The sequence below is a fragment of the Candidatus Corynebacterium faecigallinarum genome (assembly GCF_052264515.1).
Classification (GTDB): Bacteria; Actinomycetota; Actinomycetes; order Mycobacteriales; family Mycobacteriaceae; genus Corynebacterium; species Corynebacterium faecigallinarum.
On record NZ_JBQQOC010000017.1, the window covers coordinates 1 to 23680 of the forward strand.

At 67.7% G+C, this 23680-nt stretch carries 20 protein-coding genes; 10 read left to right on the forward strand and 10 right to left on the reverse strand.

The features are described from left to right. Window positions 1-108: 108 nt before the first annotated feature. Both ACTXPP_RS09710 and ACTXPP_RS09715 read left to right on the forward strand, forming a co-directional pair. The gene (locus ACTXPP_RS09710; RefSeq protein ID WP_443341959.1) at window positions 109-1167 is read left to right on the forward strand and encodes an SGNH/GDSL hydrolase family protein; all 1059 of its coding nucleotides are present in this window, start codon (window positions 109-111) and stop codon (window positions 1165-1167) included. A 53-nt stretch (window positions 1168-1220) separates the two neighbouring features. Beyond that, window positions 1221-2510 (forward strand): sucrase ferredoxin, encoded by a 1290-nt coding sequence (locus ACTXPP_RS09715; protein WP_443341961.1) that lies wholly within the window; start codon window positions 1221-1223, stop codon window positions 2508-2510. Here ACTXPP_RS09715 and ACTXPP_RS09720 read toward each other — a convergent pair. The 5 genes from ACTXPP_RS09720 to ACTXPP_RS09740 form a co-directional block, all read right to left on the reverse strand. Continuing rightward, the gene (locus ACTXPP_RS09720) at window positions 2501-3121 is read right to left on the reverse strand and encodes an AMIN-like domain-containing (lipo)protein (protein ID WP_443341963.1); all 621 of its coding nucleotides are present in this window, start codon (window positions 3119-3121) and stop codon (window positions 2501-2503) included. The two genes, ACTXPP_RS09715 and ACTXPP_RS09720, sit on opposite strands and share 10 nt — an antisense overlap. 65 nt (window positions 3122-3186) lie before the next feature. Continuing rightward, complete coding sequence (locus ACTXPP_RS09725; protein WP_443341965.1) at window positions 3187-3348, reverse strand: hypothetical protein; 162 nt, start codon at window positions 3346-3348, stop codon at window positions 3187-3189. A gap of 152 nt (window positions 3349-3500) precedes the next feature. After that, complete coding sequence (locus tag ACTXPP_RS09730) at window positions 3501-4205, reverse strand: methionine ABC transporter permease (RefSeq protein WP_301496407.1); 705 nt, start codon at window positions 4203-4205, stop codon at window positions 3501-3503. Then, window positions 4202-5236 (reverse strand): methionine ABC transporter ATP-binding protein, encoded by a 1035-nt coding sequence (locus ACTXPP_RS09735; RefSeq protein ID WP_301520863.1) that lies wholly within the window; start codon window positions 5234-5236, stop codon window positions 4202-4204. Before ACTXPP_RS09735 ends, ACTXPP_RS09730 begins: the two co-directional genes overlap by 4 nt. Further along, window positions 5229-6152 carry a MetQ/NlpA family ABC transporter substrate-binding protein gene (locus ACTXPP_RS09740; RefSeq protein ID WP_443341968.1) on the reverse strand — a complete coding sequence of 308 codons (924 nt, stop codon included), beginning with the start codon at window positions 6150-6152 and terminating at the stop codon, window positions 5229-5231. Before ACTXPP_RS09740 ends, ACTXPP_RS09735 begins: the two co-directional genes overlap by 8 nt. A 167-nt stretch (window positions 6153-6319) precedes the next feature. Between ACTXPP_RS09740 and ACTXPP_RS09745 the strand changes: the two genes are divergently transcribed. Then, window positions 6320-9589: an error-prone DNA polymerase gene (locus tag ACTXPP_RS09745; RefSeq protein WP_443341970.1), complete on the forward strand. Its 3270-nt coding sequence runs from the start codon at window positions 6320-6322 to the stop codon at window positions 9587-9589. 19 nt (window positions 9590-9608) lie between these two features. Here the strand turns inward: ACTXPP_RS09745 and ACTXPP_RS09750 are convergent, their stop codons facing one another. Together ACTXPP_RS09750 and ACTXPP_RS09755 are read right to left on the reverse strand one after the other, a co-directional pair. After that, window positions 9609-10592 carry a MinD/ParA family ATP-binding protein gene (locus ACTXPP_RS09750; protein ID WP_443341971.1) on the reverse strand — a complete coding sequence of 328 codons (984 nt, stop codon included), beginning with the start codon at window positions 10590-10592 and terminating at the stop codon, window positions 9609-9611. Window positions 10593-10819: 227 nt separating this feature from the next. Further along, window positions 10820-12220: a lipase family protein gene (locus ACTXPP_RS09755; protein WP_443341973.1), complete on the reverse strand. Its 1401-nt coding sequence runs from the start codon at window positions 12218-12220 to the stop codon at window positions 10820-10822. Window positions 12221-12340: 120 nt separating this feature from the next. Here ACTXPP_RS09755 and ACTXPP_RS09760 point away from each other — a divergent pair, with 120 nt between their 5' ends. Then, on the forward strand, window positions 12341-13627 hold the full coding sequence (locus ACTXPP_RS09760) for a CE1 family esterase (protein ID WP_443341975.1): 1287 nt from the start codon (window positions 12341-12343) through the stop codon (window positions 13625-13627). Between the two features lie 6 nt (window positions 13628-13633). Here ACTXPP_RS09760 and ACTXPP_RS09765 read toward each other — a convergent pair whose 3' ends face one another. From ACTXPP_RS09765 to ACTXPP_RS09775, 3 genes are read right to left on the reverse strand one after another with little or no spacing between them, the layout of a single operon-like run. Then, on the reverse strand, window positions 13634-14986 hold the full coding sequence (locus ACTXPP_RS09765; RefSeq protein WP_443342014.1) for a C1 family peptidase: 1353 nt from the start codon (window positions 14984-14986) through the stop codon (window positions 13634-13636). 41 nt (window positions 14987-15027) lie between these two features. Then, on the reverse strand, window positions 15028-16422 hold the full coding sequence (locus ACTXPP_RS09770) for a C1 family peptidase (protein WP_443341977.1): 1395 nt from the start codon (window positions 16420-16422) through the stop codon (window positions 15028-15030). A gap of 21 nt (window positions 16423-16443) precedes the next feature. Further along, complete coding sequence (locus ACTXPP_RS09775; protein ID WP_443341979.1) at window positions 16444-17976, reverse strand: HNH endonuclease signature motif containing protein; 1533 nt, start codon at window positions 17974-17976, stop codon at window positions 16444-16446. A 243-nt stretch (window positions 17977-18219) separates the two neighbouring features. Between ACTXPP_RS09775 and ACTXPP_RS09780 the strand changes: the two genes are divergently transcribed. The 6 genes from ACTXPP_RS09780 (at window position 18220) to ACTXPP_RS09805 (ending at window position 23680) form a co-directional block, all read left to right on the forward strand. Next, the gene (locus ACTXPP_RS09780) at window positions 18220-19551 is read left to right on the forward strand and encodes a M18 family aminopeptidase (RefSeq protein WP_443341981.1); all 1332 of its coding nucleotides are present in this window, start codon (window positions 18220-18222) and stop codon (window positions 19549-19551) included. Further along, window positions 19539-20060: a tRNA (cytidine(34)-2'-O)-methyltransferase gene (locus tag ACTXPP_RS09785; protein WP_443341983.1), complete on the forward strand. Its 522-nt coding sequence runs from the start codon at window positions 19539-19541 to the stop codon at window positions 20058-20060. The genes ACTXPP_RS09780 and ACTXPP_RS09785 overlap by 13 nt, the downstream gene beginning before the upstream one ends. 44 nt (window positions 20061-20104) lie before the next feature. Beyond that, window positions 20105-20968, forward strand: a complete 864-nt coding sequence (locus tag ACTXPP_RS09790; RefSeq protein WP_301496297.1) for a bifunctional methylenetetrahydrofolate dehydrogenase/methenyltetrahydrofolate cyclohydrolase — start codon at window positions 20105-20107, stop codon at window positions 20966-20968. Further along, window positions 20965-21348: a DUF3017 domain-containing protein gene (locus ACTXPP_RS09795; protein ID WP_301496295.1), complete on the forward strand. Its 384-nt coding sequence runs from the start codon at window positions 20965-20967 to the stop codon at window positions 21346-21348. The genes ACTXPP_RS09790 and ACTXPP_RS09795 overlap by 4 nt, the downstream gene beginning before the upstream one ends. Before the next feature lie 3 nt (window positions 21349-21351). Next, entirely contained in the window at window positions 21352-22317 is a 966-nt protein-coding gene (locus ACTXPP_RS09800; RefSeq protein WP_443341985.1) for a TIGR03571 family LLM class oxidoreductase, read from the forward strand. A 160-nt stretch (window positions 22318-22477) separates the two neighbouring features. Then, window positions 22478-23680 (forward strand): extracellular solute-binding protein, encoded by a 1203-nt coding sequence (locus ACTXPP_RS09805; RefSeq protein WP_443341986.1) that lies wholly within the window; start codon window positions 22478-22480, stop codon window positions 23678-23680.

Here is a 23680-nt window from a genome sequence, read left to right on the forward strand (position 1 = left end):
GGTTCATCAGCCGACCTGTCCTCAGCAGCATCCTCGTCATTTCCAGAAAGCTCGATCATCACACCGGAGCATGATGACGGCCGATGGTTGGGAAGCTGGAATGCCTCAATGGCACTTCCCGGTGGGGCAGGCACGGTCTCCGGCGACGGATTCGTCGACACCACACTGCTCCAGTCCGTGCACCTGTCGATCGGTGGGAAGTCCCTCCGCGTGCGTCTGGCAAACACCTACGGCACCGGGCCGCTGGACGTGGGGGCCGTCACCGTCGCAGGAGGTACGCCGGTGACCTTCCATGGCTCAGAGCAGGTCACCATTCCCGCCGGTGCCGAGTGGATCTCGGACGTGGTACCCATCCAGGTTGAAGCGAACTCCGACCTCGACGTGCGCATCTACCTGCCAGGCCCCACCGGGCCCGCGACAACGCACCCGTTGGGGATGGCCACGTCCTACCGTGCGGACGGCAACCAGACGGTCGGGGACGAGAGTGCCTTCGCCCCTCTTGATGAGGCGCGCTATTTCCTCGGTGGGGTCGACGTGACATCCACCGCCAAGAGCTCGACCGTGTTCTTCGGCGATTCCATCACCGACGGTCACTCCTCCACGGTGGACGCCAACCTGCGGTACCCGGATCAGGTCGCCGACCGTCTCCTGCAACGTCCGGCCGAGCTGCAGTGCGGGGTGCTGAACTCCGGTATCAGCGGAAACAGACTTCTTGAGGACGCTGGTACCCACGGTGTCTCCGCGATGACACGCTTCGACAGGGACGTCCTCGCCCGGCAGGGTGTGGGCACCGTGGTGCTGCTCGAGGGGATCAACGACATCGGGCGGACCCAGAGTGAGGTGTCCGTTGTCGAATTGATCGCACTCCATCAGCAGCTCGTCGACCGGGCCCGCGACCACGGGCTCCGCATCGTCGGAGCGACGCTCACCCCGTACCGCGGCGCCAGTTACTTCACCGAGAATGGTGAGAGGACCCGACAGGCGCTCAACGAGTGGATCCGTACGTCCGGGACCTACGATGACGTGATCGACTTCGACGAGGTCATCCGTGGTCCCGGGAACCCGGAGATCGTCAACCCGCCTTTCGATCCTGGTGACCACCTCCATCCGAATGACGCGGGATACGCCGCCATGGCGGACGCCGTGGACCTTGATGCGATCTGCTGAGGTCCAAGTACCGGAGCTTCGGTTCAGGGACACCCACGAACTAGAATGGGACCATGCCCACCACCAGGAACCCCCGGTCGGGAATGTGCTCCGACCTCACCAGCGAACCACTGCCCGGTACCGCGAAGACCGGCGGGCTCACCCTGGCGCTGGAAAACCCCGGCGGGTGGGGGAGAGACATCCTCGACGGCGAGGCCCTGGGCAAGGAACTCACCGGCACGATCAGCCGCTGGCTGAAGAAGAACCGCGCCCAGCTGCAGTTCATCCGCCGACCCGGTAGGGAAGGACAGGTCGCCCGCGACACCGCCACCCTGTTCATCGCCCGTCCCGGTGATCCGGACAACCCCGGTACCCCGGCGACGCTGGAGCGCATGGAGATCGCAGGGGCCGAAGCGCTGACCGACGTCGACCTGTCCACACCGGGCCACACCCCCGGTGCCGAACCGGTCACCGACCCCCTGCTGCTGGTCTGCACCCATGGCAAGCGCGACCTGTGCTGCGCGGTCAAGGGGCGTCCCCTCGCTGCCGAACTGGCGGCGACGTACCCGGGCATGGTGTGGGAGTCCTCGCACACCAAGGGCCACCGCTTCGCCCCGTCGATGATCCTGCTGCCGTGGAACTACTCCTTCGGCACCCTGTCCGCCGTCCAGACCGGTGCCATGCTGCAGGACGCCGCCGCCGGACGACTGCACGTCACCGGCAACCGGGGTCGCGGCGCCCTCGGCGCCCAGGAGCAGATCGCTGAACTGGCCGTCGCCGACTACCTGGCCGGGGCAGGGGAGACCGTGGCGATGTCCGAGTTGACGGTGCGTCGGGCCGACAGTGCACCTGCACCTGCAGCAGCCGAGGACACCCCGGAAGCGGCGCCCGCCCCGGACCCCGCCGCAGCGGCAGCCGACTACGCCGCCGTTGCCGCCTCCGTCGACGCCGATCTGCGCCGCCGCGCCGGGGAACTGATCACCCAGCGCATGGAGATGAAGATCACCGGACGCTACGAGGAACTCAAGGAGCTGAAACGCCAGGGACACTTCCAGCCGGTCCACGAGTACCAGCAGGCGGTGAAACAGGCGGCGTCCGAACGCGGCGTGTACGGCAAGTACAGCAAGTACAACGAACGCCGCGACAAGCACAAGCACAAGCACGGCGACCACAAGCACGACAAACGTCAGCGCATGAATCCGACGTTCCTGGTCAGCGACGGTGACCGGTCCTGGACCGTCACCCTGGAACGCTCCACCGGGCACCCGGTCGTGTCATCCTGCGGGGACAAGCAGAAGACCGGCACCAGTTGGGTCGCCGGCGGTGTCCGTCCTGTCAGCCCGGTCAGCCCCGGTCACGAGTGAATGATGTCGACCACCAGACGCGACGGTGAGGACAGCAGGCTCACCGAGTAATCGGCGGAGGCGTCCTTCACCCCGACCATGATCCGCCGGGAACCGTTGTTGGCCCCGTCGACGTCCACGGAGGTGACCTCCGTGTTCGCGGCATTGCTGACCCGGGGTGACTCCTCCGGGGATCCGGACGGTTTCAGCCCGCGCACCGTGATTTCCAGGCCGCCGTCCGACTCGTCCGGGGCCACCTTCCAGCCGGGGGAGCCGGAGCCATCGAGCTCGACGACGATCCGGTCGAAATCGTCGTGGGTGCCGGCGCGCACCTCGGTGATGGACAGCTCGGCGCCCTCGGACGGCAGGACGTCCTTCGGCTGGGTGCCGGTCAAGGGGTCGGATTCGTCGGAGGACCGGGGTGCGGGGCGGGAGAGTTCGGCGCCCGGTGCGTCCCCCGTTGCGGTGGACTGCACCTCGGAACCGATGCGTCCGGACACGAGTTCCGGGCCGCCCTCACCGTCCCCGGCATCACCACAGGCGACCAGTGCGGCACAGAGACACCCGCCCGCCACGACGCTGGCGACGATGCTCGATGTCGTGGTTCGGCGGGTGTTCAGGGGAGTTCTCACGGAGCAAAAGAATACCCCGCAGCGGTGCTGTAGGCACCACTGTCTGGAAGATCGTTAGCGTATTGTTACCAGGCTGCGGGAGACCCTTCGGGTGTCCATCCGTTGGGGGCGGAGATGCCGCTGGAGTTCTCGGGGAGTTCCTGGCCGGTAGCCGGTGCGGCGGCGAGACCGGCGGTGAGGGCGGCGGCAGCGAGGCCGACACCGAGCCGTCGGGTGGTGCGGGACATGATGGTTTTCTCCTGAAACGATTGAGAGTGTGTCCGCCCACCGACCGTACGGGGGCCCACCACTTTTGCCACCGAATGCAGGAAACCCCGCCAGGTCGGTGGGAACGACCTGACGGGGTTGCCTGCCGGAAGTAGGTGGCACGCGGGATGCGTCAGCGGCGCATGACCTTCTTCGCCAGCCAGTTACCGAACAGCTGCGCTGCCTGGACGATGATGATGATCGTGACCAGGGCGACGTAGATGACGTTGTTGTCGTAGGCGCGGTAGCCGTACTGGATCGCGAAGTCACCCAGACCGCCGGCGCCGATGTAGCCGGCCATGGCGGACATGTCGATGATGGCGATGAACATGAACGTCGCACCCAGGATCAGCGGGCCGAGGGCCTCCGGAATGATCACCGTGAAGATGATCCGTAGCGGGGAGGCGCCCATGGAGCGTGCCGCCTCGATGACACCGGGGTCGATGGCCACCAGGTTCTGCTCCACGATGCGCGCGGCACCGAAGGACGCGGCGATGATGATCGCGAACGTCGCGGCGTTGATGCCCAGGATCGACCCGGTCACGATCTTGGTCAGCGGTCCCAGGGCCGTGAGCAGGATGATGAACGGGATCGGTCGGACGATGTTCACCAGCAGGTTGATGACCCAGAACACCGGACGGTTGGCGAGCACGCCGCCACCGCGGGTGGTGTACAGCAGGACGCCGAGCACCAGACCCACCAGCCAGCCGAGAGCCAGACCCCAGATCGCCATGTACAGCGTCTGGCCGATGGCGTCCTGGTAGATCGGGCTCAGGAACTCCCAGTTGGTGTCCTTGGCGAGGAGAAGGGTATCGGTTGCCGTGGTTGTGGCACTCATCGGATCTCCTCGATCTCGGTCGTGGCGGACAGGGACTGGTAGAAGTTCTCCACGGCGTCCTCACCGGCGGCATCCGTGGCGGTCATCCGCACGGTGAGTCGGCCGAAGGAGTGGGACTGCAGCGTGGTCACACCACCGTGGACGATGTTCACACTGACCCCGGCCCGCTCCACCTCGGAGATGGCGTGGAAGAAGCCCGCGCCCTCCTTCATGGTGACGGTGAAGAGGCGTCCTTCCTGGCTGTGCAGTGCCTCGGCCTCGACCAGGTCGGGAGTGTTGCGCAGGGAGGTGGCGACGAAGTTCGCCGCGGTGTCCGTCTTCGGGGTCGAGAAGACCTCGTAGACGCTGCCCTGTTCGACGACCTTGCCGTTCTCCATGACGACGACGGCGTCGGCGATGGTGCGCACGACCTCCATCTCGTGGGTGATCACCACGATGGTGATGCCGAACTCCTCGTTGACCTTGCGCAGCAGCTCCAGCACCTCACGGGTGGTGGTGGGGTCCAGTGCGGAGGTCGCCTCGTCGGCCAGCAGCAGTGAGGGGTTGGCGGCCAGTGCCCGGGCGATGCCCACGCGCTGTTTCTGCCCACCGGAGAGCTGCTCGGGGTAGGAACGTCCCTTGTCGGACAGCCCGACGAACTCGAGAAGCTCTTTGACCCGGGCCTCGCGCTCGGTCTTGGGCATGCCCTGGAGCTTCAGCGGGTAGGCGATGTTGCCGGCGACGGTGCGGGAGGTCAGCAGGTTGAACTGCTGGAAGATCATGCCGATGTTGCGACGGATGCTGCGCAGCTGCCGCTCGGGCAGCGGGACGATGTCCCGGCCGTCGAGCAGGATCTGCCCGCTGGTCGGGGTGTCCAGGCCGTTGATCTGCCGGACCAGGGTCGACTTACCGGCACCGGAGTAGCCGATGATGCCGACGATGGAGCCGGACGGGATGGTGATGGAGACATCGTCGAGGGCGGTGACCTGGCTCTTGCCCTGGCTGAAGATCTTTCCGACGTTCCGGAACTCGACTTCGGTGCCGTTACTCATCCGAGTCGTCCGGGGAATCCTGCTCGCGGATCTTCTGTTCGGTGTCGGCGAGGATCTCCTCGAGCTCGTCGGCGGAGAACTCGGCCTTCACCGCGGTGCCGGAGGTGTCATTGGCGACGGCCTCCTGGACCTTGTCGGTGTGCCAGAGCTCGACCAGCTTCTGGAAGTCCTCGTTGTCCTTGTTCTCCTCGGTGGTCACCCACACGTTGATGTAGGGGAGGGAGGACTCGTCGTCCGGGTTGTCCTTGTAGACGGCGTCGTTGGCGTTCACGCCGGCGGACTCGAGGAAGTTGTTGTTGATCACGGCGACCTGACCGTCGTTGTAGGCGATGGCGGTCTGCGGCGCCTCGACCGCGATGACCTCGACGTCGGAGGCGTCCTGGTCGATGTCGGCGGGGGTCGGGGTCAGCAGGTCGTCCTGACGCAGGGTGACCAGGCCGGCGGCGGCGAGCACCTTGATGGCGCGGCCCTGGTTGGTGGTGTCGTTGGGGATGACGACCTCACCGACCTCGGCGATGTCCTCGACCGACTCGGCATCCTTGGAGTAGACGCCCATCGGGAAGGTCTGCGAGGAGCCGAAGGGGACCAGTCCGTAACCGGCGTTGACGTTCTCTTCGGCGAGGAACTGGATGTGCTGGAACTGGTTGACGTCCAGTTCGCCGGCGTCGAGGGCCCGGTTGGGCTGCACGTAGTCGGTGAAGGAGACGACGTCGATGTCGATGCCCTCCTCCTCGGCGACCTCGGCGAAGGCCTGCCACTGGCTCTTGTCGGCCTCGGTCGAGCCGATGCGGATGGGGCCGTCGCCCTCGCTGTCGTTGTCGTCGTCCGCGCAGGCGGCGAGGCTGGCGGCGGTGGCGACGGCGACGACGCCGGCGGTGGCGCGGCGGGCAACCTTGCTGAAGAGGTGCTTGGTCATGGTGTCCTCCTGAGGACGTCAAGGGTCGTGATGGGTCCGGTTGTCTCTACTCCCCGGGTTTCGGGGTAATGGTAGTAGGAATACCGCAGAATGGACCGCTCTGTCTAGTTGGCGGGGTGAGGGGTCCGTGGTTTACCGGCCTGGATGTCCGCGCTAGTATCGAACACATGTTCTCTAACGGTGGTGCGCTCAGCTGGTCGCGCCTGGAGCGTATCCTCTCCGGGGTCGACACCGGCACCCTGCACGCCGTCGGCGTCGGCGAGGGTGGTCGCGAGACCAGGTGGCAGGACGCGCCGGACGGGTCGGACGCACCGGCAGTTCCGGACGCGCCGGCCCCCACCGTCCCCTTCGCCGAGCTCCACGCCGCGGGTTCCTACAACTTCCTGCGCGGCGCCAGCGAGCCGGAGGAGTACGTCGCCGCGGCGTCCGATCTGGGCTTGGGCGCCATCGCCGTGCTCGACCGGGACGGCCTCTACGGGGCCGCCCGACTGGCCACCGCCGCTGCCGAGGCGCAGGCGGATTCCGGTCATGCACCAGCCACCGTTCCCGCCACCGTCTTCGGCGCCGAACTCTCCGTCGACGGTGTCGACCAGCCCCCGTTGACCGTCCTGTGCCGGGGGCAGGAGGGCTACCGACGGCTCTCCCGTGTCATCACCGCCGCGCGGATGAAAGACAACACCAAGGACGCTGCGTCCTATCCGCCCCTGGCCGAAATCGCCGACGCCGCAGCCGGTACCTGGTACGTCCTGGTCGACCACCACCGCACCAGCGCCGCCACCGACATCAACCACGTCACCGACATCCTCACAGCCTTCGGCTCCGAGAACTGCCTGGTAGAGCTCTCGCTGACCGCCAGTCCCGCCGATGTCGACCGCAACGGAAAACTTCACGACCTGGCGCAGCGGCACGGTCTCACCGAGATCGTCACCACCGCCGCAACCTGCGCGACCCCGACCCAGTCGCGACTGGCCGCGGCGAAGGCTGCGCTGCACGAGCGGCAGGACGTCACCACCGCCGCCCCTCGCACCCACCCGCTCGGCGGGGCCTGGCTACGCTCCGGCGACGAGATGGTGGCCTTGGCCGGCGACTGCGACTGGCTGCGCTCTGCCATCGATACCAGCGTGGCCGTCGCCGCTGAGTGCGCCTTCACCCTGAACCTCGTCGCCCCGAACCTGCCGCACGCTGACGTGCCGGACGGCCACACCGAGATGTCCTGGCTGCGCGAGCTGACCCGCCGCGGTGCCGAGGAGCGCTATGGTCCCCGCCCGCAGAACCCCCGCGCCTGGGAGGTCATCGAGCATGAACTGGAGATCATCGAAGGCCTCGGCTTCCCCGGCTACTTCCTCATCGTCCACGACATCGTCGACTTCTGCCGCCGCAGCACCATCTTCTGCCAGGGCCGCGGCTCGGCGGCGAACTCCGCGGTCTGTTACGCACTCGGCATCACCAACGTGGACGCCGTGGCGTCCGACCTCCTGTTCGAACGCTTTCTCTCCCCGGAGCGCGACGGCCCACCCGACATCGACCTCGACATCGAGTCGACCCGACGCGAAGAGGCCATCCAATACGTCTATCAGCGCTATGGACGTGATAATGCCGCACAGGTCGCCAACGTCATCACCTACCGGCGCAAAGGTGCGCTGCGCGACGCCGCCCGCGCCCTCGGCCACGACCCGGGACGCGTCGACGCCTGGTCCCGCCGGCTCGAGGACCCGCCGGAACCGGTGGTCACCCTGGCGGCCATGCTCGAGGGACAACCCCGCCACCTCGGCATCCACTCCGGCGGCATGGTCATCTGCGACCGCGCGATCGCCGACGTGGTGCCGACCGAATGGGCGCGGATGGAGAACCGCTCGGTGGTGCAGTGGGACAAGGACGACTGTGCGGCGGTCGGGCTGGTGAAGTTCGACCTGCTGGGCCTCGGCATGCTCGAGGCCCTGCACCACTGTGTGGACCTGGTGGAGCAGACCACGGGCACCCGCACCGAACTGTGGCAGATCCCGGCCGAGGACCCGGCGGTCTACGAGATGCTGAGCGCCGCCGACGCCGTCGGGGTGTTCCAGGTCGAGTCCCGCGCCCAGCTCGCCACCCTGCCCCGGCTGAAACCCCGCACCTTCTACGACCTGGTGGTGGAGGTCGCGCTGATCCGCCCTGGCCCGATCCAGGGCGGCTCGGTGCACCCCTACATCCGCCGACGCAACGGCGAGGAGGAGGTCACCTACGAACACCCCTGCCTGGAACCGGTATTGTCCCGGACCCTCGGGATCCCGCTGTTCCAGGAGCAGCTGATGCAGATGGCCGTCGCCGTCGCCGGTTTCGCCCCCGGTGAGGCGGACACGCTGCGCCGGGCGATGGGCTCGAAGCGCTCCCCGGAGAAGATGGAGCGGATGCGTACCAGGTTCCTGGACGGTGCCCGTGACCTGCACGGGATCTCCACTGAGGTGGCCGAGCGGCTGTGGGACAAGGTCGTGGCCTTCGCCTCCTACGGCTTCCCGGAGTCCCACGCGCAGTCCTTCGCCTCCCTGGTGTACTTCTCCGCCTGGTTCAAGTGCCACTACCCGGCGGAATTCTGCGTGGCGCTGCTGCGCGCCCAGCCGATGGGCTTCTACTCACCGCAGTCCTTGGTCTCCGACGCCCGACGCCACGGGGTGACGATCCTGCCGGTGGACGTCAACGCCTCCGGCGTTGAGGCGGAGGTGCAGGACGGTGCGATCCGTCTCGGTCTCGCCTCGGTCAAGGGGTTGGGGGAGGACGCCGCGACCGACCTCGTTGCCGCACGTGCTCGGATTGGCGCGGATCACCCGCACCGTTTCACCAGCATCGCCGAGCTCTCCCGGGAGGCCGGCGTGAGTGTGGCCCAGGTGGAGGCGTTGGCCCGGGCCGGTGCCTGCGACTCACTCGGGGTGAGCCGACGCCAGGCCATGTGGGCGGCAGGCATCGCGGCGACCGAACGCCCCGGGATGCTGCCGGGGACCTCCTCGCCGTCCACCCCGGCACTGCCCGGCATGAGTTCCTTCGAACTCGCCGCCGCGGACATCAGTGCCACAGGGGTGACCTCCGACGGACACCCGGTGCGTCTGCTGCGCGAGCGATTGGACGCCGTGCCGGGGCCGTTCCCGGTCGTCCCGGCGTCCGGCCTGAGGACGGTGGAGGACGGACGCCGGATCCGGGTCGCCGGCGTGGTGACCCACCGGCAACGTCCGATGACCGCCGGCGGGGTGACCTTCCTCGGCATGGAGGACGAGACGGGCCTGGTCAACGTGCTGGTCTCCCCGGGGCTGTGGAGGGCGCGGCGCAAGGTCGCCACCACCGCCCGGATGCTGGTCGTCCGGGGCATCGTCCAGAACGGCAGCGGCGCGGTCACCGTCGTCGCCGACCAGCTGGAACCGTTGGAGCCGGAGGCCGCGTTGGCGGGTGCGTCCCGCGACTTCCGGTGAATTACACCGCGGCTGAGATTCACACTGCGGCGTGCCGGTGCCAGCTGCCGAAGTCCTCCGCCACCGTCGCCGCGAGTTCCCGGTAGGCCCGGAACGTCTTCGGGTGCAGCCGGTCCAGGTCGACCACCCCGCCCTCGGAGAGGTGCCGGTCGAAGGGGATGCCGCGCACCGCCCGCGTCCTGGCGGAGAAGTGCGAGGTCAACACTTCCGGATCCACCGCCGCCTGACCCGGGTGCGCACCGGAGACCACGACTACTGCATTGGCGACCAGGTCACCGTGGCCGTGGTGGTCCAGCCAGTCCAGTGTCGCCTCGGCCGAGCGGGCCCCGTCCAATGCCGGTGAGGTGACCAGCACCAGCATGTGTGCCAGGTCGAGTACTCCGGACATGGCGCTGTGCATCAGGCCGGTACCGCAGTCGGTGAGGATGATGTTGTAGTGGTGCTGCAGGATGTCGACGGTGCGCCGGTAGTCGTCCTCACTGAAGGCCTCCGACACCGCCGGGTCGCGGTCGGAGCCGATGACCTCCAGACGGCTGGCCGCCTGGCTGGTGCATGAGCGGACCTGTGGGTAGCGGGATGCGTCCGGAAGACCCAGCAGGTCACGCACGGTCGGGATGTCCGCACCCAGTCCCACATCTGAGTCGTCGATCACTCGACGGGCCAGCGTGCCGAGATCCGGGTTGGCGTCCACCGCGATGACCCGGTCGCCGCGCAATGAGGCGAACATGCCGCCCAGCGCCACGGTGGAGGTCGTCTTGCCCACGCCGCCCTTCAGACTGAGCACCGCGATCCGGTAGTCACCGCGCAAGGGAGCGCCGATACGTTCGCGGACCTGGCGTTCGGCGGCCTGAACGGTGGATTCGCCCGGGTTGACGCGTCCTCCGGTGGCGCGGTGCACGATTCGGCGCCACCCCGAGGGCGGTGCGGCATCGACCGCGCCGATCATCGTCGAGGCGTCGAGATGTGTGGTGTGTCCTGGTTCGACAGGAAAAGTGGTGGTCACGAGTGTCCCCCTGGTCGGCTGCATGATTCAACCGGGTGTGGTGCTGCAGTAGATGATGTGCTGTCCCCCGGCCCATGCCTGACTGTACCGGCTGTGTCGCGACCGCAAGCAGGTTTGTCGTGTTTGCCCTTGAAATAATCGGAAAAGACCACACCCCGCGCACGGTTCCGGCGAAAGGAACGTGCGCGGGGCTCGAGGCCTACTGCTGGGGAGCAGGGGAGAGGCGTCTAGAACTTGCCGCAGTTGCTCGGGGCGGGCTTGTCGTTGAACCGGTCGACGAGGTAGTTCATCGCCGGCCCGGCCTGGGTGAGCATCGGCACGGCGTGGTTGATCACGAAGCCGGGCAGCACCTCCGGCAGCGGGTCGGTGTTGAACTGGACGGTGCCACCGGCCTCGCAGTAGCGGGCGGCGGTGTCACGGGCCTGCTGCCACGGGATGGTGTCGTCGTTCTTGCCGTTGACCATCAGCATCGGGGCATTGAGGTTCTTGTACCTGTTTTCCAGCTTGTAGCTGTCCAGCACCTCGCTGAGGCGCTCGTCGGAGCGGGCGATCTCGCCGAAGGACCGGCCGTCCTTGGTCATGGTGCGGGTGTCGGTGAAGGCCCAACGTCCCACGGCATCGCCGATGCAGCGGTCCTTGGTGTCGGCCATGAACTGCTTGCCCTTGTCGTTGAAGTACTCGTCCTGGAGCCCTGCCAGGTCAGGGTGCCGCTCCAGGGCACCGTTGAGGGCGAAGCCGATCACACCGGTGATGGCGTGGTCGTCCACGTAGTCGACGACCTCGATCAGGTCAGCCGGCGGGGCGCCGGCGAAGGTGCCCTTGACGTTGAGCTCCGGGGCGTAGGAGGACGCCTGCTCGGCGGCGGCGGCCGAGGCGCCACCACCCTGGGAGTAGCCGAAGAAACCGATCGGGGAGTCCTCCGGCAGGCCCAGGTGGGACAGGCCGGCGCGGGCACCGTCGAGGGCGGCGGTGCCCTCCTCGAGGTGGTTGACGTAGGTGTGCTGGCCCGGGGTACCCAGGCCGATGAGGTCGACGACGACCACGTTCATGCCCAGCGCACTGGCCGCGGCGTGGAAGGGGTACTCGTAGTTGAGGTTGATGGCGCCGTTGCCGTCGTCGAAGCCGTAGAGCTGGTAGGACGACCGGGACGGTGCGCAGATGTCACCGGCGCCGCGGGTACCCGGGGTGGCGACCAGGGTCGGGGCCGGGCCCTTGCCCTGCCACTTACCCGTGGGCTTGAGCACCGCACCACTGGTGGCGACCTGCTCGCCGTGCTCGTTGGTGGTGGTGTAGAGGATTCGCTCGGCACTGCCCGGGCCACCGTTGGACTCGAGGTTCAGCAGGTTCGGGGCGTCCTGGCTACGGATCACCGTGCCCTTGCCCTCCGGCAGGGTCTCCGGCGGGACGTAGAAGGGGTTGGAACCGTCGGCGTTCGACTCGCCGGAGAACGGCGGGACGTCGATACCGGGCAGGACGGACTCACCGGACAGCACGCTGCCGGAGGCGTCGGGAGAGGGAGAGTCAGGGGTGTCGTCAGCGACGGCGACACCGGCGGAGGTGATGGCGAGGGCAGAGGTGGCGGTGAACGTCAACACAGCCTGTGACATGCGGGTCTTGAACGTCTTCATGGGAGGTATGGTATCCGACGAAAAACTGTTGTGTTGTGAAAGTAGAATATTTCCCGGTATCCTGCCGCCAAGTGCGTGGCAAAATTGATTCCACCTGCGTAGACAAGTAGAAATGGTGGGGTGCAAGAGACTCCTGATCACCGCCCGGCCCATCGGTCGACCACCCCTGTGCCGGCCCCGCGCCCGCAGGGGGATACAGGCGAGATCACCGAATGGCCCGACAGCTCCATGTGGGCCGAGGCACCGGTGCCCGCCGAGGAGCAGCGGCAACGGTGGGACCGCGAGAACTGGACCGGTGGTTCCGGTGTCTCCCGCTGGTTCTCCCGCCCCTTCCCGCGCGCCTCGGCCGCCCGACGGGCCGGCCGGTCAGTCACCTTCCTGGTCGCGACGCTGATGGTCGGGGCCCTGGTCTGGGTCGGCCACACGCCAGCCGGTGAGACCAGTGAGGCATTGGAGGCCTACCGCGAGCAGACGCTGCAGCAGAACGCGGAGGCCGCCGCCGCAGCGTCCGAAGGGGCGGGCAATATCGTCCCCACCGCCGTCGAGGCGGAGCTGGGGAAGGGGCCGAAGATCGACGGCCCGGCCCCGGGGAAGAGCACTTCGATCACCCTGCGGTCCGGCGACCGCAACCGCAAGGGCGTCCTGTCGTTGCCGGAGGGCTACACCAAGGAGCAGTCCTACCCGGTGCTGCTGGCCTACCCCGGCTACAAGGAGTCGGCGCAGAGCATGCACAAGTACACCGGCTTCGACAAGCTTCCCGCGATCGTGGTCTACATGCAGGGCGTGAGCGAATCCTGGGAGGGCGCGCCCTACTCGAAGACGAAGGACGGTGAGGACGTCCGCTTCACCATGGACATGCTCGCCGCACTGAACACGACCTACAACGTGGACCGTTCCCGGATCTACGCCGCCGGCATGTCCAATGGCGGCGGGATGGTCGCCAAGCTGGCCTGCCGCAAGCCGGATGTCTTCGCCGCGGTCTCCGCGGTCTCCGGTGCCTACTACAAGGGCACCCGGACCAACTGTGTGCAGGACACCCACCGGGCCCCGTCGATGCTGGAGATCCACGGCACCGAGGACGAGACGATCAGCTACTCCGGTGGTAAGCGCCACGGCGGTACCTACCTGGGCGCCCGTGAACTGGTGGACCAGTTCGTCGCCCGCAGCGGGTGCCAGCCCACCCCGGTGACCACGGCCCTGGCAGGTGACGTCCAGCGTCAGCAGTGGCCGATGTGCACCGCCGGTACCTCGGTGGTGCACCTGCGGGTCGGCGACGGTGGACACCGCTGGCCGGGTGACGCCTCCGGGACCTCCGGTGCGGCGTCCAGCTCGGCGGAGTCGACGTCCTACTCGTTGAACGCCACCACCGAGGTCTGGGACTTCCTCTCGAACCACCGGCTGACCTAGCTGGTTCTAGCGGGCCAGCGCCCCCATCGGGTCCCACGCCGGCAGGACGTGTGGGGTGACCCGTCCCTCGTCCGCGGCGGTCAGCACGTCCCGGTAGGTGCCGGGCAGCCGGTCACGGTGCACGGCGATCTCGAAGACGTACTCGTCGAACCAGTTGTCGTTCATGGTCCAGAACCCCTTGTCGGCGGCCTTCGGCCCCCAGGAGTTCTCCACGCGCCACTTCACCGGACGGCCGTCCTCGTCGACGTCGACCCCGGTGAACACCATCGCGTGGGTCATCTGGGATTCGCCGGTGAGAAGCCGCTGCTGCTTGTCCAGCTCCAGGTCCACCCCGTAGAAGCCCTCGTAGTCGTGCAGGTGGGCGTCCCACACGCCGGTCTCGCGGTAGGACTGGGCGGCGGTGTCACAGCCGAACCACACCGGCTGGCCGTCCTGCAGGGAGGACAGCACGGCGTCCTTGATGACGTCTATCGGCGCGTTGAGGTAGGTGACCGGCTCGGCACCGTCCTCACCGATGACGTTGCCGAGGTACTCCACGGTGAACAGTTCGCCGTAGGGGGAGGTCTCGCGCGGGTCGTTGACCACGCACACCTGCTCGCCGAGATCGTCGGGCAGGTGCGCGGCGGCGAACTCGAGCGGGGTGACGGTGCCGACGCGGTGGAAGGTGTCGTCGGAGTCGCGGTACTGCCAGGTGAAGCTCTCCGGCGGGGTGCCGAGGTGCACGGTGAGGATGCGGTGCACGTCGGCGAGGGTGTCGCGGTGGGCCGAACTTTCACCGGCGCGGATCCGGGCGGCGCCGGCGCGCAGGGAGGTGGCCAGGTCACGGTTCATCGCCCGGGTGTCGGAGGACGACCTGGTCTCCGGCATCGCGTACTTCGGCACGGCGCCGTACTTGGCCACCAGGTCGACGAACATGGTCCACTGTCCGCCGTCCTCGATGGGGTCGGCGAGCAGCTTCTGGACGGTCCGGTCGGAGATGTCGCGGTCGGCGAGCTCCACCATGGCGTTGAGGAAGAAGTTGGCCTTCTCCAGCTTGTCCCAGAAGTGCAGGTAGGTCTGGGAGAGCTCCAGGTCCTTGATCCCGGTCTGGTCCATCACCGATCCGCGCAGGGTGTTGAGCCCGGCGAAGATCCAGCAGCGCCCGGAGCGCTTCTGGTCGGCGACGGCCCAGGAGTCGATCTTGACGGAGGTGCTGGTGTCGGTGCTGTTCAGGACGTCCCGGTCGAGGGTCACGGTCTCTACGTCCGCCGCGGTGGCGGCGTTACGGGCCTGGCGGAAGGACGGGTCGGTGCGCAGCGTGTCGGACAGTCCGGTGAGATAGCCGGCATCGACGCCGGGGGTGGTGTCGGTAGTTGTCACAGTGTTGTCAGTAGTCACGGTGTTGGTCGTAGTCACAGTCATCAGGCCATCGCATCCCAGGTCGGATGGGCAGTGGACTCGCCGGCGTCGAGTGCGGCGAGGGCGTCGGTGAGGTCGGTGTTGAGCTCGGTGGTCAGCTCGGGGGCCTCGAGCAGTCGGCGGGGGACGACAACCTGGAAGACGTTGTCGCCGAACCAGTTGTCCGCCATGGTGCCGTAGCCCTTGCCTGCCAGTTCGGAGTGCTCGCCGTGGCTCTTGGTGCCCCAGGAGTTCTCGACGCGCCAGGTGGTTCCGGTGTCTCCGCCGGTGTCGTAGCCGGTGAACACCATGCCGTGGGTCAGCCGGGATTCGGCGGTGTCCATCTGCTCGGCCTTGGTGGTGGCCGAGTCGGTGCCGTAGAGCGCGTCGAGTTCCAGCAGGTCGGAGTGCCAGACCCCGGTCTTGGCGACGAACTGACGGTTGACGTCGCAGGCGAACCACACCGGCTCCCCGGCGTCCAGCGAGGTGCGGGTGATGGTGCGCAGGTCGTCGATGTCTGCGGTGACGTAGCTGAAGTCGGCCGTGCCCCACATGTTGTTCTCGTGGGTGATGTGGAAGGCACGTCCGGTCTCGTGGCGCGGGTCGTGGACGACCGAGACATAGGTGTCGAGGTTGTCGGGGAGTACCCGGGCGGCGAACTCCTGCGGGGTCAGGGTGCCTTCGTCGTGGAAGGTCCCGTCCTTGTCGCGGTAGCGCCAGGCGAATTCGGTGGGCGGCAGGCCGAGGTGCACGGCGATGACCCGGTGGGCGTCGGCGAGCGTCTCGGCGATGATGCTCTCGGTATCGGTTGCAGCATCGGCCCCGGCATCGGCAGTGTTCTCGCGCAGGCGGAGCGCACCTCGGCGCAGCACGGTGCGCAGCCGGCCGTCGAGCTGGCTGGTGCGTCCGGATGCGAAGGTCTCCGGCATGGTGTACTTCGGCACCACGCCGTACTTGGCCACCAGGTTGGTGAAGTAGTTCCACTGGCCGCCGTCGGATGCCGCCTGGTCGAGCAGGGCGGAGACCGTCCGGTCATCCAGGTCGGTCACCCCCTCGGCGAACAGCTCGGCCAGAGAGCGCAGCACATGGTTGGACTTCTCCACCTTGTCGTAGAACTGCAGGTAGGTGTGCGAGAACTCGAACCCGTCGCTGCTCTTCATTCCGAGGTCGTCGGCGATCCGGTGGCGGAAGACGTTGTAGGCGGCGAACATCCAGCAGCGTCCCGACTGCTTCTGGTCGCTGACCCCCAGGGAGTCGAGCTTGACCTCGGTCGTCGGGTTCACGGCGATCACGGCGTCCCGGTTCAGGGCTACGGCGTTGACGTCCGCGGCGGTGACGGCGTTGCGGGCGAGTCGCAGCGCGGGGTCATCGGCCGGGGAGGTGAATGCCTCCGCGGGTGGTAACGGTGTTGTGGTCATGGTGACCGTTATACGCGTTCATCAGAACGGGACCTCCCCTGGGTCATTCGGTTCGGATGCTGCGGTGGGTGCGGACGCTTCGGGTGCCGCGGCGGTGCGGGCCTCGAGTAGAGCGCGGCGGAGGGCGAGGTGTCGTCCGGCGATGCCGATGTTGTGGTCCCGGGTCGCCCGGTACCGGCGGGATGCCTGCTCCGCGAAGGTCGTCCGGGCGTAACCGGCGAGCGGGCCGGTCGGCTCGGTGACGTAGGTGTATCCGTCGTCGATGCTGCTCCACATCACCGCCCCGTCGACGGCGCGGGTGACGTCCTGCCAGCCGAGGGTCTTGATCTGGTGGTGTCGTCGGCAGACCGGGTGCAGGTTGTGGGTATCGGTGGGTCCACCCTTCGCCGGGTCCTGGTGGTCGTAGCGGTGGATATGGTCGAGGTCGCACTTGGCGGACGGCACCTCGCACCCGGGGAAGGTGCAGGTCTCGTAGCAGGCGGTGACGAAGTCGCGGATCTGCCTGGTGGGGGTGTAGGCCTCGGTCGCATCATGTCCGGGGATCCGCAGGTGGGTGACCCGGTCCATGAAGGTCTCGGTGGCGACCTTGTCGAGCCAGTGCCCGGAGTCCGTGGCGGCGATGTCGCTGTCGATCTCCCGGTAGATGTTGAGGGTGACCTCGACATCGGCGGTGCCCCGGGCAAGGTGCATCAGGGCCTTGGCGCGGCTGCAGCGCGCGCTGGCGCACACCGCATCGAGGATCGCGATGAACTCCGCGGCTTCGGCGGCCGGCAGGGTAGCGGTGATCACCGTTGAGGTCGGATCATAGGTGTCGACGGATACGCGCCGGGTGTAGGAGTCAGCTGCGGCGGCAGCGGCGTCGGTGCCGGCCTCGTCAGCCAGTGCGGCTGCTGCTACCTCGGCGGCGAGCTCGATGGCGTCCTGCTCGGCCTGACGTTCGGGGTCCAGCACCGGAGCAGGTTCCTGCTGATCGGGATCGGTGTCCGCTGTGTCGTCCGTGTCAGCGTCCGCGTCCGGGGCATCATCGCCGTCCGCGAGTACCGCACTGCCTGACATCTCGGATGGGCGCAGAGGTGCCACGGGTGGTTCGGTGTGGTCGACGGGGCGGGCCAGGGCGTCGATCTGGTGCAGGGATTTGAGGACGCGGTTGAACAGGGTCCGGGGCGAGTGAATCGCCTGCGCCTTCCGGCGAGGGGTGAGCACCTCGATCAGTGCGTCCTGCGCGGCCTCGGTGTCGTCAGGGTGCAGGCCGTCGACACTGCGGGCGAGTTGCCGCAGGTGGTCGATGCTGAGCATCCCCAATGACAGGTGTTGCTCAAGTCGTGGCATGCGCTGGCACAGCAGGCCGATGCTGCTGTAGATCTCCGCACGCGCCCTGGTTACCCCGAGAGCCGCCTGGATCGAGGAGAAATGGGCGACGACATCATCCCCGGGCTCCGGCGTGCAGGCTACGGCGATGGTGATCAAGGCCTTGTTGGACTCCACCGTCGCCCGGGCGGCAGGGGTGGTTGAGCGAAGCAGGACCCAGTACGGGCTGGGCGACTCCCAGGTCACCAGTTGGGTGATATGGAAGACCTCGACTTTCCGGGGCCGACCGGATTCTCCTGGGGAGCGACCGTGGGGCGGGAACACCGGTGGGGGAGTTGGCGGTGGTGGAAGTGGTGGTGAGGTCATGTCGTACACACTATCCAATGGATCGGACGGCAAATGCGCACAATGTGGAATCATCGAACATATGTACGTTCTGAAACTGTATCGTTGTGACGGCCTGGTGACGGCCCGCTACCCTTGATATCCATGACAGGTTCCCACACAGGTTCCCATGAGACTGCCCAGCGGTTCATCGGCTTCATCGACGCCTCACCGTCCAGCTACCACGCTGCCGCCACGGTGGCTGCCGCACTGGATGCCGCCGGTTTCCACCGTCAGGACGAGGCCGACAGATGGGACGCCTCCCCAGGCGGCCACTACATCGTGCGCGGCGGGGCGGTGCTGGCCTGGCGGATCCCCGAGGGTGTCCGGGAGCAGGACTCCGGTGCGACGGCGGCTTTCCGCATCATCGGCTCCCACACCGATTCGCCGGGACTGAAGCTCAAGCCGGTCGGGGACATCACCGGCCCCGGTGGTTGGCGGCAGGCCGGGGTGGAGATCTACGGTGGGCCGATCCTGGCGTCCTGGCTCGACCGGGAACTGCGGCTCGCCGGACGCGTCGTCGTCGACACCGGGGACGGAATTGCCGAGAAACTCGTGGCCACCGGACCAGTACTGCGTGTCCCTCACCTGGCGATCCACCTGGACCGGGCGGTCAACACCGAGCTGAAACTCGACCGGCAGAACCACATGCAGCCGGTGTTCGCCATCGGTGAGTCCGCCCCCACCATCGCCGAGGTCATCGCGGACGCTGTAGACGGTACGGACGGTGCAGACTCGGGAGAGATCCACGCCGAAAGCATCCTCGCCCACGACCTGATTACCGTCGACACCCAGCGCGGCGAGATCTTCGGTGCGCAGGACGACTTCATCGCCGCCGGACGCATGGACAACCTCTCCAGCGTCTTCACCTCGCTCGAGGCCTTCCTCGCCGCCGAGCCGGCCGAGAACACCATCCCCGTGCTCGCCGCCTTCGACCATGAGGAGGTCGGAAGCTCGACCACCAGCGGTGCCGCCGGACCGATCCTGGAGGACGTCCTCACCCGCACCGCCGCCGCCCTCGGGGCCGACGCTGACGGCACCCGGGCGATGTTCGCCAGGTCGTCCTGCGTCTCCGCCGATGCCGCGCACTCGGTGCACCCCAACTTCGCCGGACGCCACGACGCCGCGAACCGTCCGGTGATCAACGGCGGACCGGTGCTGAAGGTCAACGCCAACCAGCGTTACGCCACCGACGCGCCGACCGCCGCGGCATGGCGGGCGGCGTGCCGGGAGGCCGGCGCGCCTGACCAGGTCTTCGCCGGCAACAACGACGTGCCCTGCGGTTCCACGATCGGGCCGATCACCGCGACGCGGCTGGGGATCCCCACCGTGGACGTCGGTATCCCGCTGCTGTCGATGCACTCGGCCCGGGAGATGGCCGGGGTGCGGGACGTCGCGTGGTTCACCGACGTGCTGCGGACCTGGTGGGAGCGGTAGTGGAGGACGAGCACAAGGAGCCGACCTGCCACATCCTCTTCGACCAGCCGGTGATCCCGGGAAACACCGGCAACTCCATCCGGTTGTGCGCCGGTACCGGGGCGACCCTGCACCTCGCCGAGCCGTTGGGCTTCAACTTCGACGACAAGCATGTGCGTCGGGCCGGGCTGGACTACCACGAGCTGGCGGAGGTGCACGTGCACCCGTCGCTGGACGCTGCGCTGGGGGAACTCTGTGGTGGCGGAAGCGGGGAAGGCGGCAGGCGCGTATTCGCCTTCACCGCGGCCGCCGAGACCTGGTACTCCGACATCGACTACCGGCCGGGGGACGTCCTGCTCTTCGGCACCGAACCCACCGGACTGTCGGACGAGGCACTGGCAGACCCACGGATCACCGCCCAGGTGCGCATCCCCATGCTGCCCGGACGGCGCAGTATGAACCTGGCGAACTGTGCCGCCGTCGCCGCCTACGAGGCGTGGCGGCAGGCAGGGTTCCCCGGTGGGGTGTGACGCGGGGTGTGATGCGGGATGTGCCGGAGGATAGGATGGGTGGCGTGACTGCGACAAAGCTTGACGGCAAACTGTACCGCGACGAGATCGTCGAGGATCTCACCCGCCGCGTGGCGGCGCTCAAGGACAAGGGTGTGACCCCCGGGCTGGCGACCGTGCTGGTCGGTGATGACCCGGCATCCCACTCCTACGTGAAGATGAAGCACCGCGACTGCGAGCAGATCGGGGTGAACAGCATCCGTCGCGACCTGCCGGCGGACGTCACCCAGGAGGAGCTCAACGCGGTGATCGACGAGCTCAACGCAGACCCGGAGTGCACCGGCTACATCGTGCAGCTGCCGCTGCCGAAGCACCTCGACGAGAACGCGGTGCTCGAGCGCATCGACCCGGCGAAGGATGCCGACGGTCTGCACCCGGTCAACCTCGGCAAGCTGGTGCTCATGGAGCCCGCGCCGCTGCCCTGCACCCCCAACGGTGCGCTGTCGCTGCTGCGCCACTACAACGTGGAACTCAACGGGGCGAAGGCCGTGGTCATCGGCCGTGGCGTGACCGTGGGACGTCCGATCGGCCTGATGCTCACCCGACGCTCCGAGAACGCCACTGTGGTGCTGTGTCACACCGGCACCAAGGACCTTGCGGCGGAGACCCGCGATGCAGACATCATCATCGCCGCCGCAGGTCAGCCGCATATGCTCACCGCCGACATGGTCAAGCCCGGCGCCGCGGTGCTGGATGTCGGGGTTTCCCGGGTCGACGGCAAGCTCGCCGGTGACGTCGCCCCGGACGTGTGGGACGTCGCCGGTCACGTCTCGCCGAACCCGGGCGGTGTGGGCCCGCTGACCCGTGCGTTCCTGATCCACAACGTGGTCGAGCGTGCGGAGATGCTCGCAGGAGTGGACCAGGTGTGAGTGGGGCAGGCGTCGGTGGGGCGGACCCGGCTGAGCTGGTCGAGCTGACCCGCGAGGAGCGGACCGTGCTGCTGCGCAACCCACACGACCGCTATGTGCGGAGCTCGCCGCTCAGCCAGAAGCTGCAGATGGTGCTGGTGATCGGCTTCGTGCTGGTCATGATTATCGGTCTGGCCTTCCTGGTGGCTGACCGGTGGCGTCGCGGGACGGTCACCATCGGCTCGGCGATGCTGTTTCTCGGCCTGCTGCGTTGGCTCGTCGACGGGGAGATCCTGGGGGTCCTCTCGGTGCGCTCGCGTCGGTTCGACTCGGCGTTCTGCGTGACCGTGGGCTCGGTGATGCTCGCCGTGGCGATGTCGGTCGACCCGCTGGGGAGCTGACTTATGGCCGATCTACCGGAGATCATGCAGGTGTCGGACGCCCCGCTGACCACCCTGCCGGGGTGGCAGCGGACCTTCGCCGAGGGGGAACTGACCCTGGGGTACTCACCGGTCACGCCGGACGGGGACCTGGAACGGCAGGTCACGCTCACACAGGCCGCGGAGAAGGCCGGGTTCGCCGCAGTCTGGTGCCGTGACATCCCGCTGAATGTGGAGACCTTCGGTGACGTCGGCCAGATTCACGACCCGTTCATGTACCTGACCTGGCTGGCGGCGCATACGTCCACCATCGCGCTGGGAACGGCGGCGGTCGTGCTGCCGCTGGCGCACCCACTGCTGCTGGCGAAGCGTTCGGCGGGGCTGGACCGGCTCAGTGACGGACGCTTCCTCATGGGGGTGGCCTCCGGTGACCGGCCGGAGGAGTTCGCCGCCTTCGGCATGGACAAGGGCGAGCGCGGGGAGGTCTTCCGGGAGAACCTGGAGGTGCTGAAGAAGGGCTGGACCTCGCAGATGCGTCCGGTGCGCTGGTCGCGCGGACGCATGGGCGGCGCGGAGGTCGTGCCGAAACCCTCGGCGTCCGGCGTGCCGCTGTTGACGGTGGGGTCCTGCCTGCAGACCACCGAATTCAACGCCGCCCACTCCGACGGCTGGCTGACCTACCACCGCAACCTCCAGGCGCAGAAGGTGACGGTGGAGAAATGGCGGGCGACTTGCGAGGAGCAGGGACTGGAATTCAAGCCGGTGGGGGAGTCGCTGTGGATCGACCTGGCGGAGGATCCGTCGTACCCGGCGGAGGGTCGTGACTTCGGGTTCAAGATCGGACGCGAGGCCCTGCTGGAGCTGTTGGCGTCACAGAAAGAACTGGGGCTGAACCACATCATGATCAGCCTTCGGCACGGGGACCGGCCGGTGGAGGAGGCGCTGGCGGAGCTCGCCGAGTACGTCGTGCCGGAATTTCCGGCGCTGTAGTTCCCGGCGCTGTAGTTCCCGGCGCCGGGGTAGCGGCACGAGCCTTCGATTCACCGTGAATCGAAGGATGTGGGGTGGGGACGAGGGGCGGCTACTCTCACTTCTCGACAGTAGACAGAGCGGTCTGTAGGTTGCGGACCGCACACGAGAGGAAGTGCACGTGGCATTCAGACCCAGCCTGGGGGCGGTACTCGCCGGCATCGGCCTCGTCGCCGCCGCCGGCGTGTTCGTGGCACCCGGCGGCACCATCGACGACCCGGACACCGCGGACGCGTCCTCCGGCGATCACCGGCTCAACCTGGTGGCCTACGCCGTGCCGAAGCCCGGCTTCGAGAAGCTCATTCACGGTTTCCGTGAGACCGACGAGGGCGCGGACACCGGCTTCGCCGAATCCTACGGCGCCTCCGGCGACCAGTCCCGCAAGGTTGCCCGGCACATGCCCACCGACCTGGTGAACTTCTCGGTCGAGCCGGACATCACCCGGCTCGTCGACAGCGGTCAGGTGCGCGAGGACTGGAAGGATGACGTCCCCGGTGACGAGTCGGGGGTGTCCGTCCCCTTCGGTTCGGTCGTCGCCTTCGTTACCCGCGAAGGAAACCCGGAGGGACTGGAGAGCTGGGACGACCTGCTTGAACCCGGAGTCGAGGTCATCAGCCCGAACCCGGCGAGTTCCGGTTCGGCGAAGTGGAACCTGCTGGCCCCCTACGCCAGCTGGTTCTTCCAGGCGCTGGGTGACGGGGACGGCGCCGACTACAGTGCGTCCGACATCGAGAATGCGCACCAGGCCGCCCACGAGGAAGCCCTGGCGAAGGTCACCCAGCTGGTCGGCGAGCATTTCACCGTCCGGCCGAAGTCCGGGCGGGAGGCCACCTCAGCCTTCGAAGCCGGCCAGGGCGACGTCCTGCTGTCCTACGAGAACGAGGCCATCGAGCTGGACCGCACCGGCGGACGTATCGACTACACCGTGCCGGACGACACTTTCCGCATCGAGAACCCCGTCGCCGTCGTCGACACCTCCGACGACCCGGACGAGGACCTGGCCAAGGCCACCGAGTTCCGGGACTACCTGTTCACCCCGGAGGCGGAGAAGCTGTGGGCGTCCGCCGGATTCCGACCGACCCCCGACCTCTTCGGCAACTCCACCGAGGTGATCGACACCCTGCCGGACGAGGAGAAGAACGCCTTCCGCGAGACCGACACGGTGTACGCCATCGACCAGTTGGCCGAGGCGTTCACCGTCCTCGACCCGTCGCTCGAGGGTGAGGACGCCTGGGACATCGTCGACAACGTCCTGTTCAACCGCGCCGAGCCGGGCAGCGGCGAGGACGACGGTGCCATCACGACCATCTACAAGGTGGTGTGA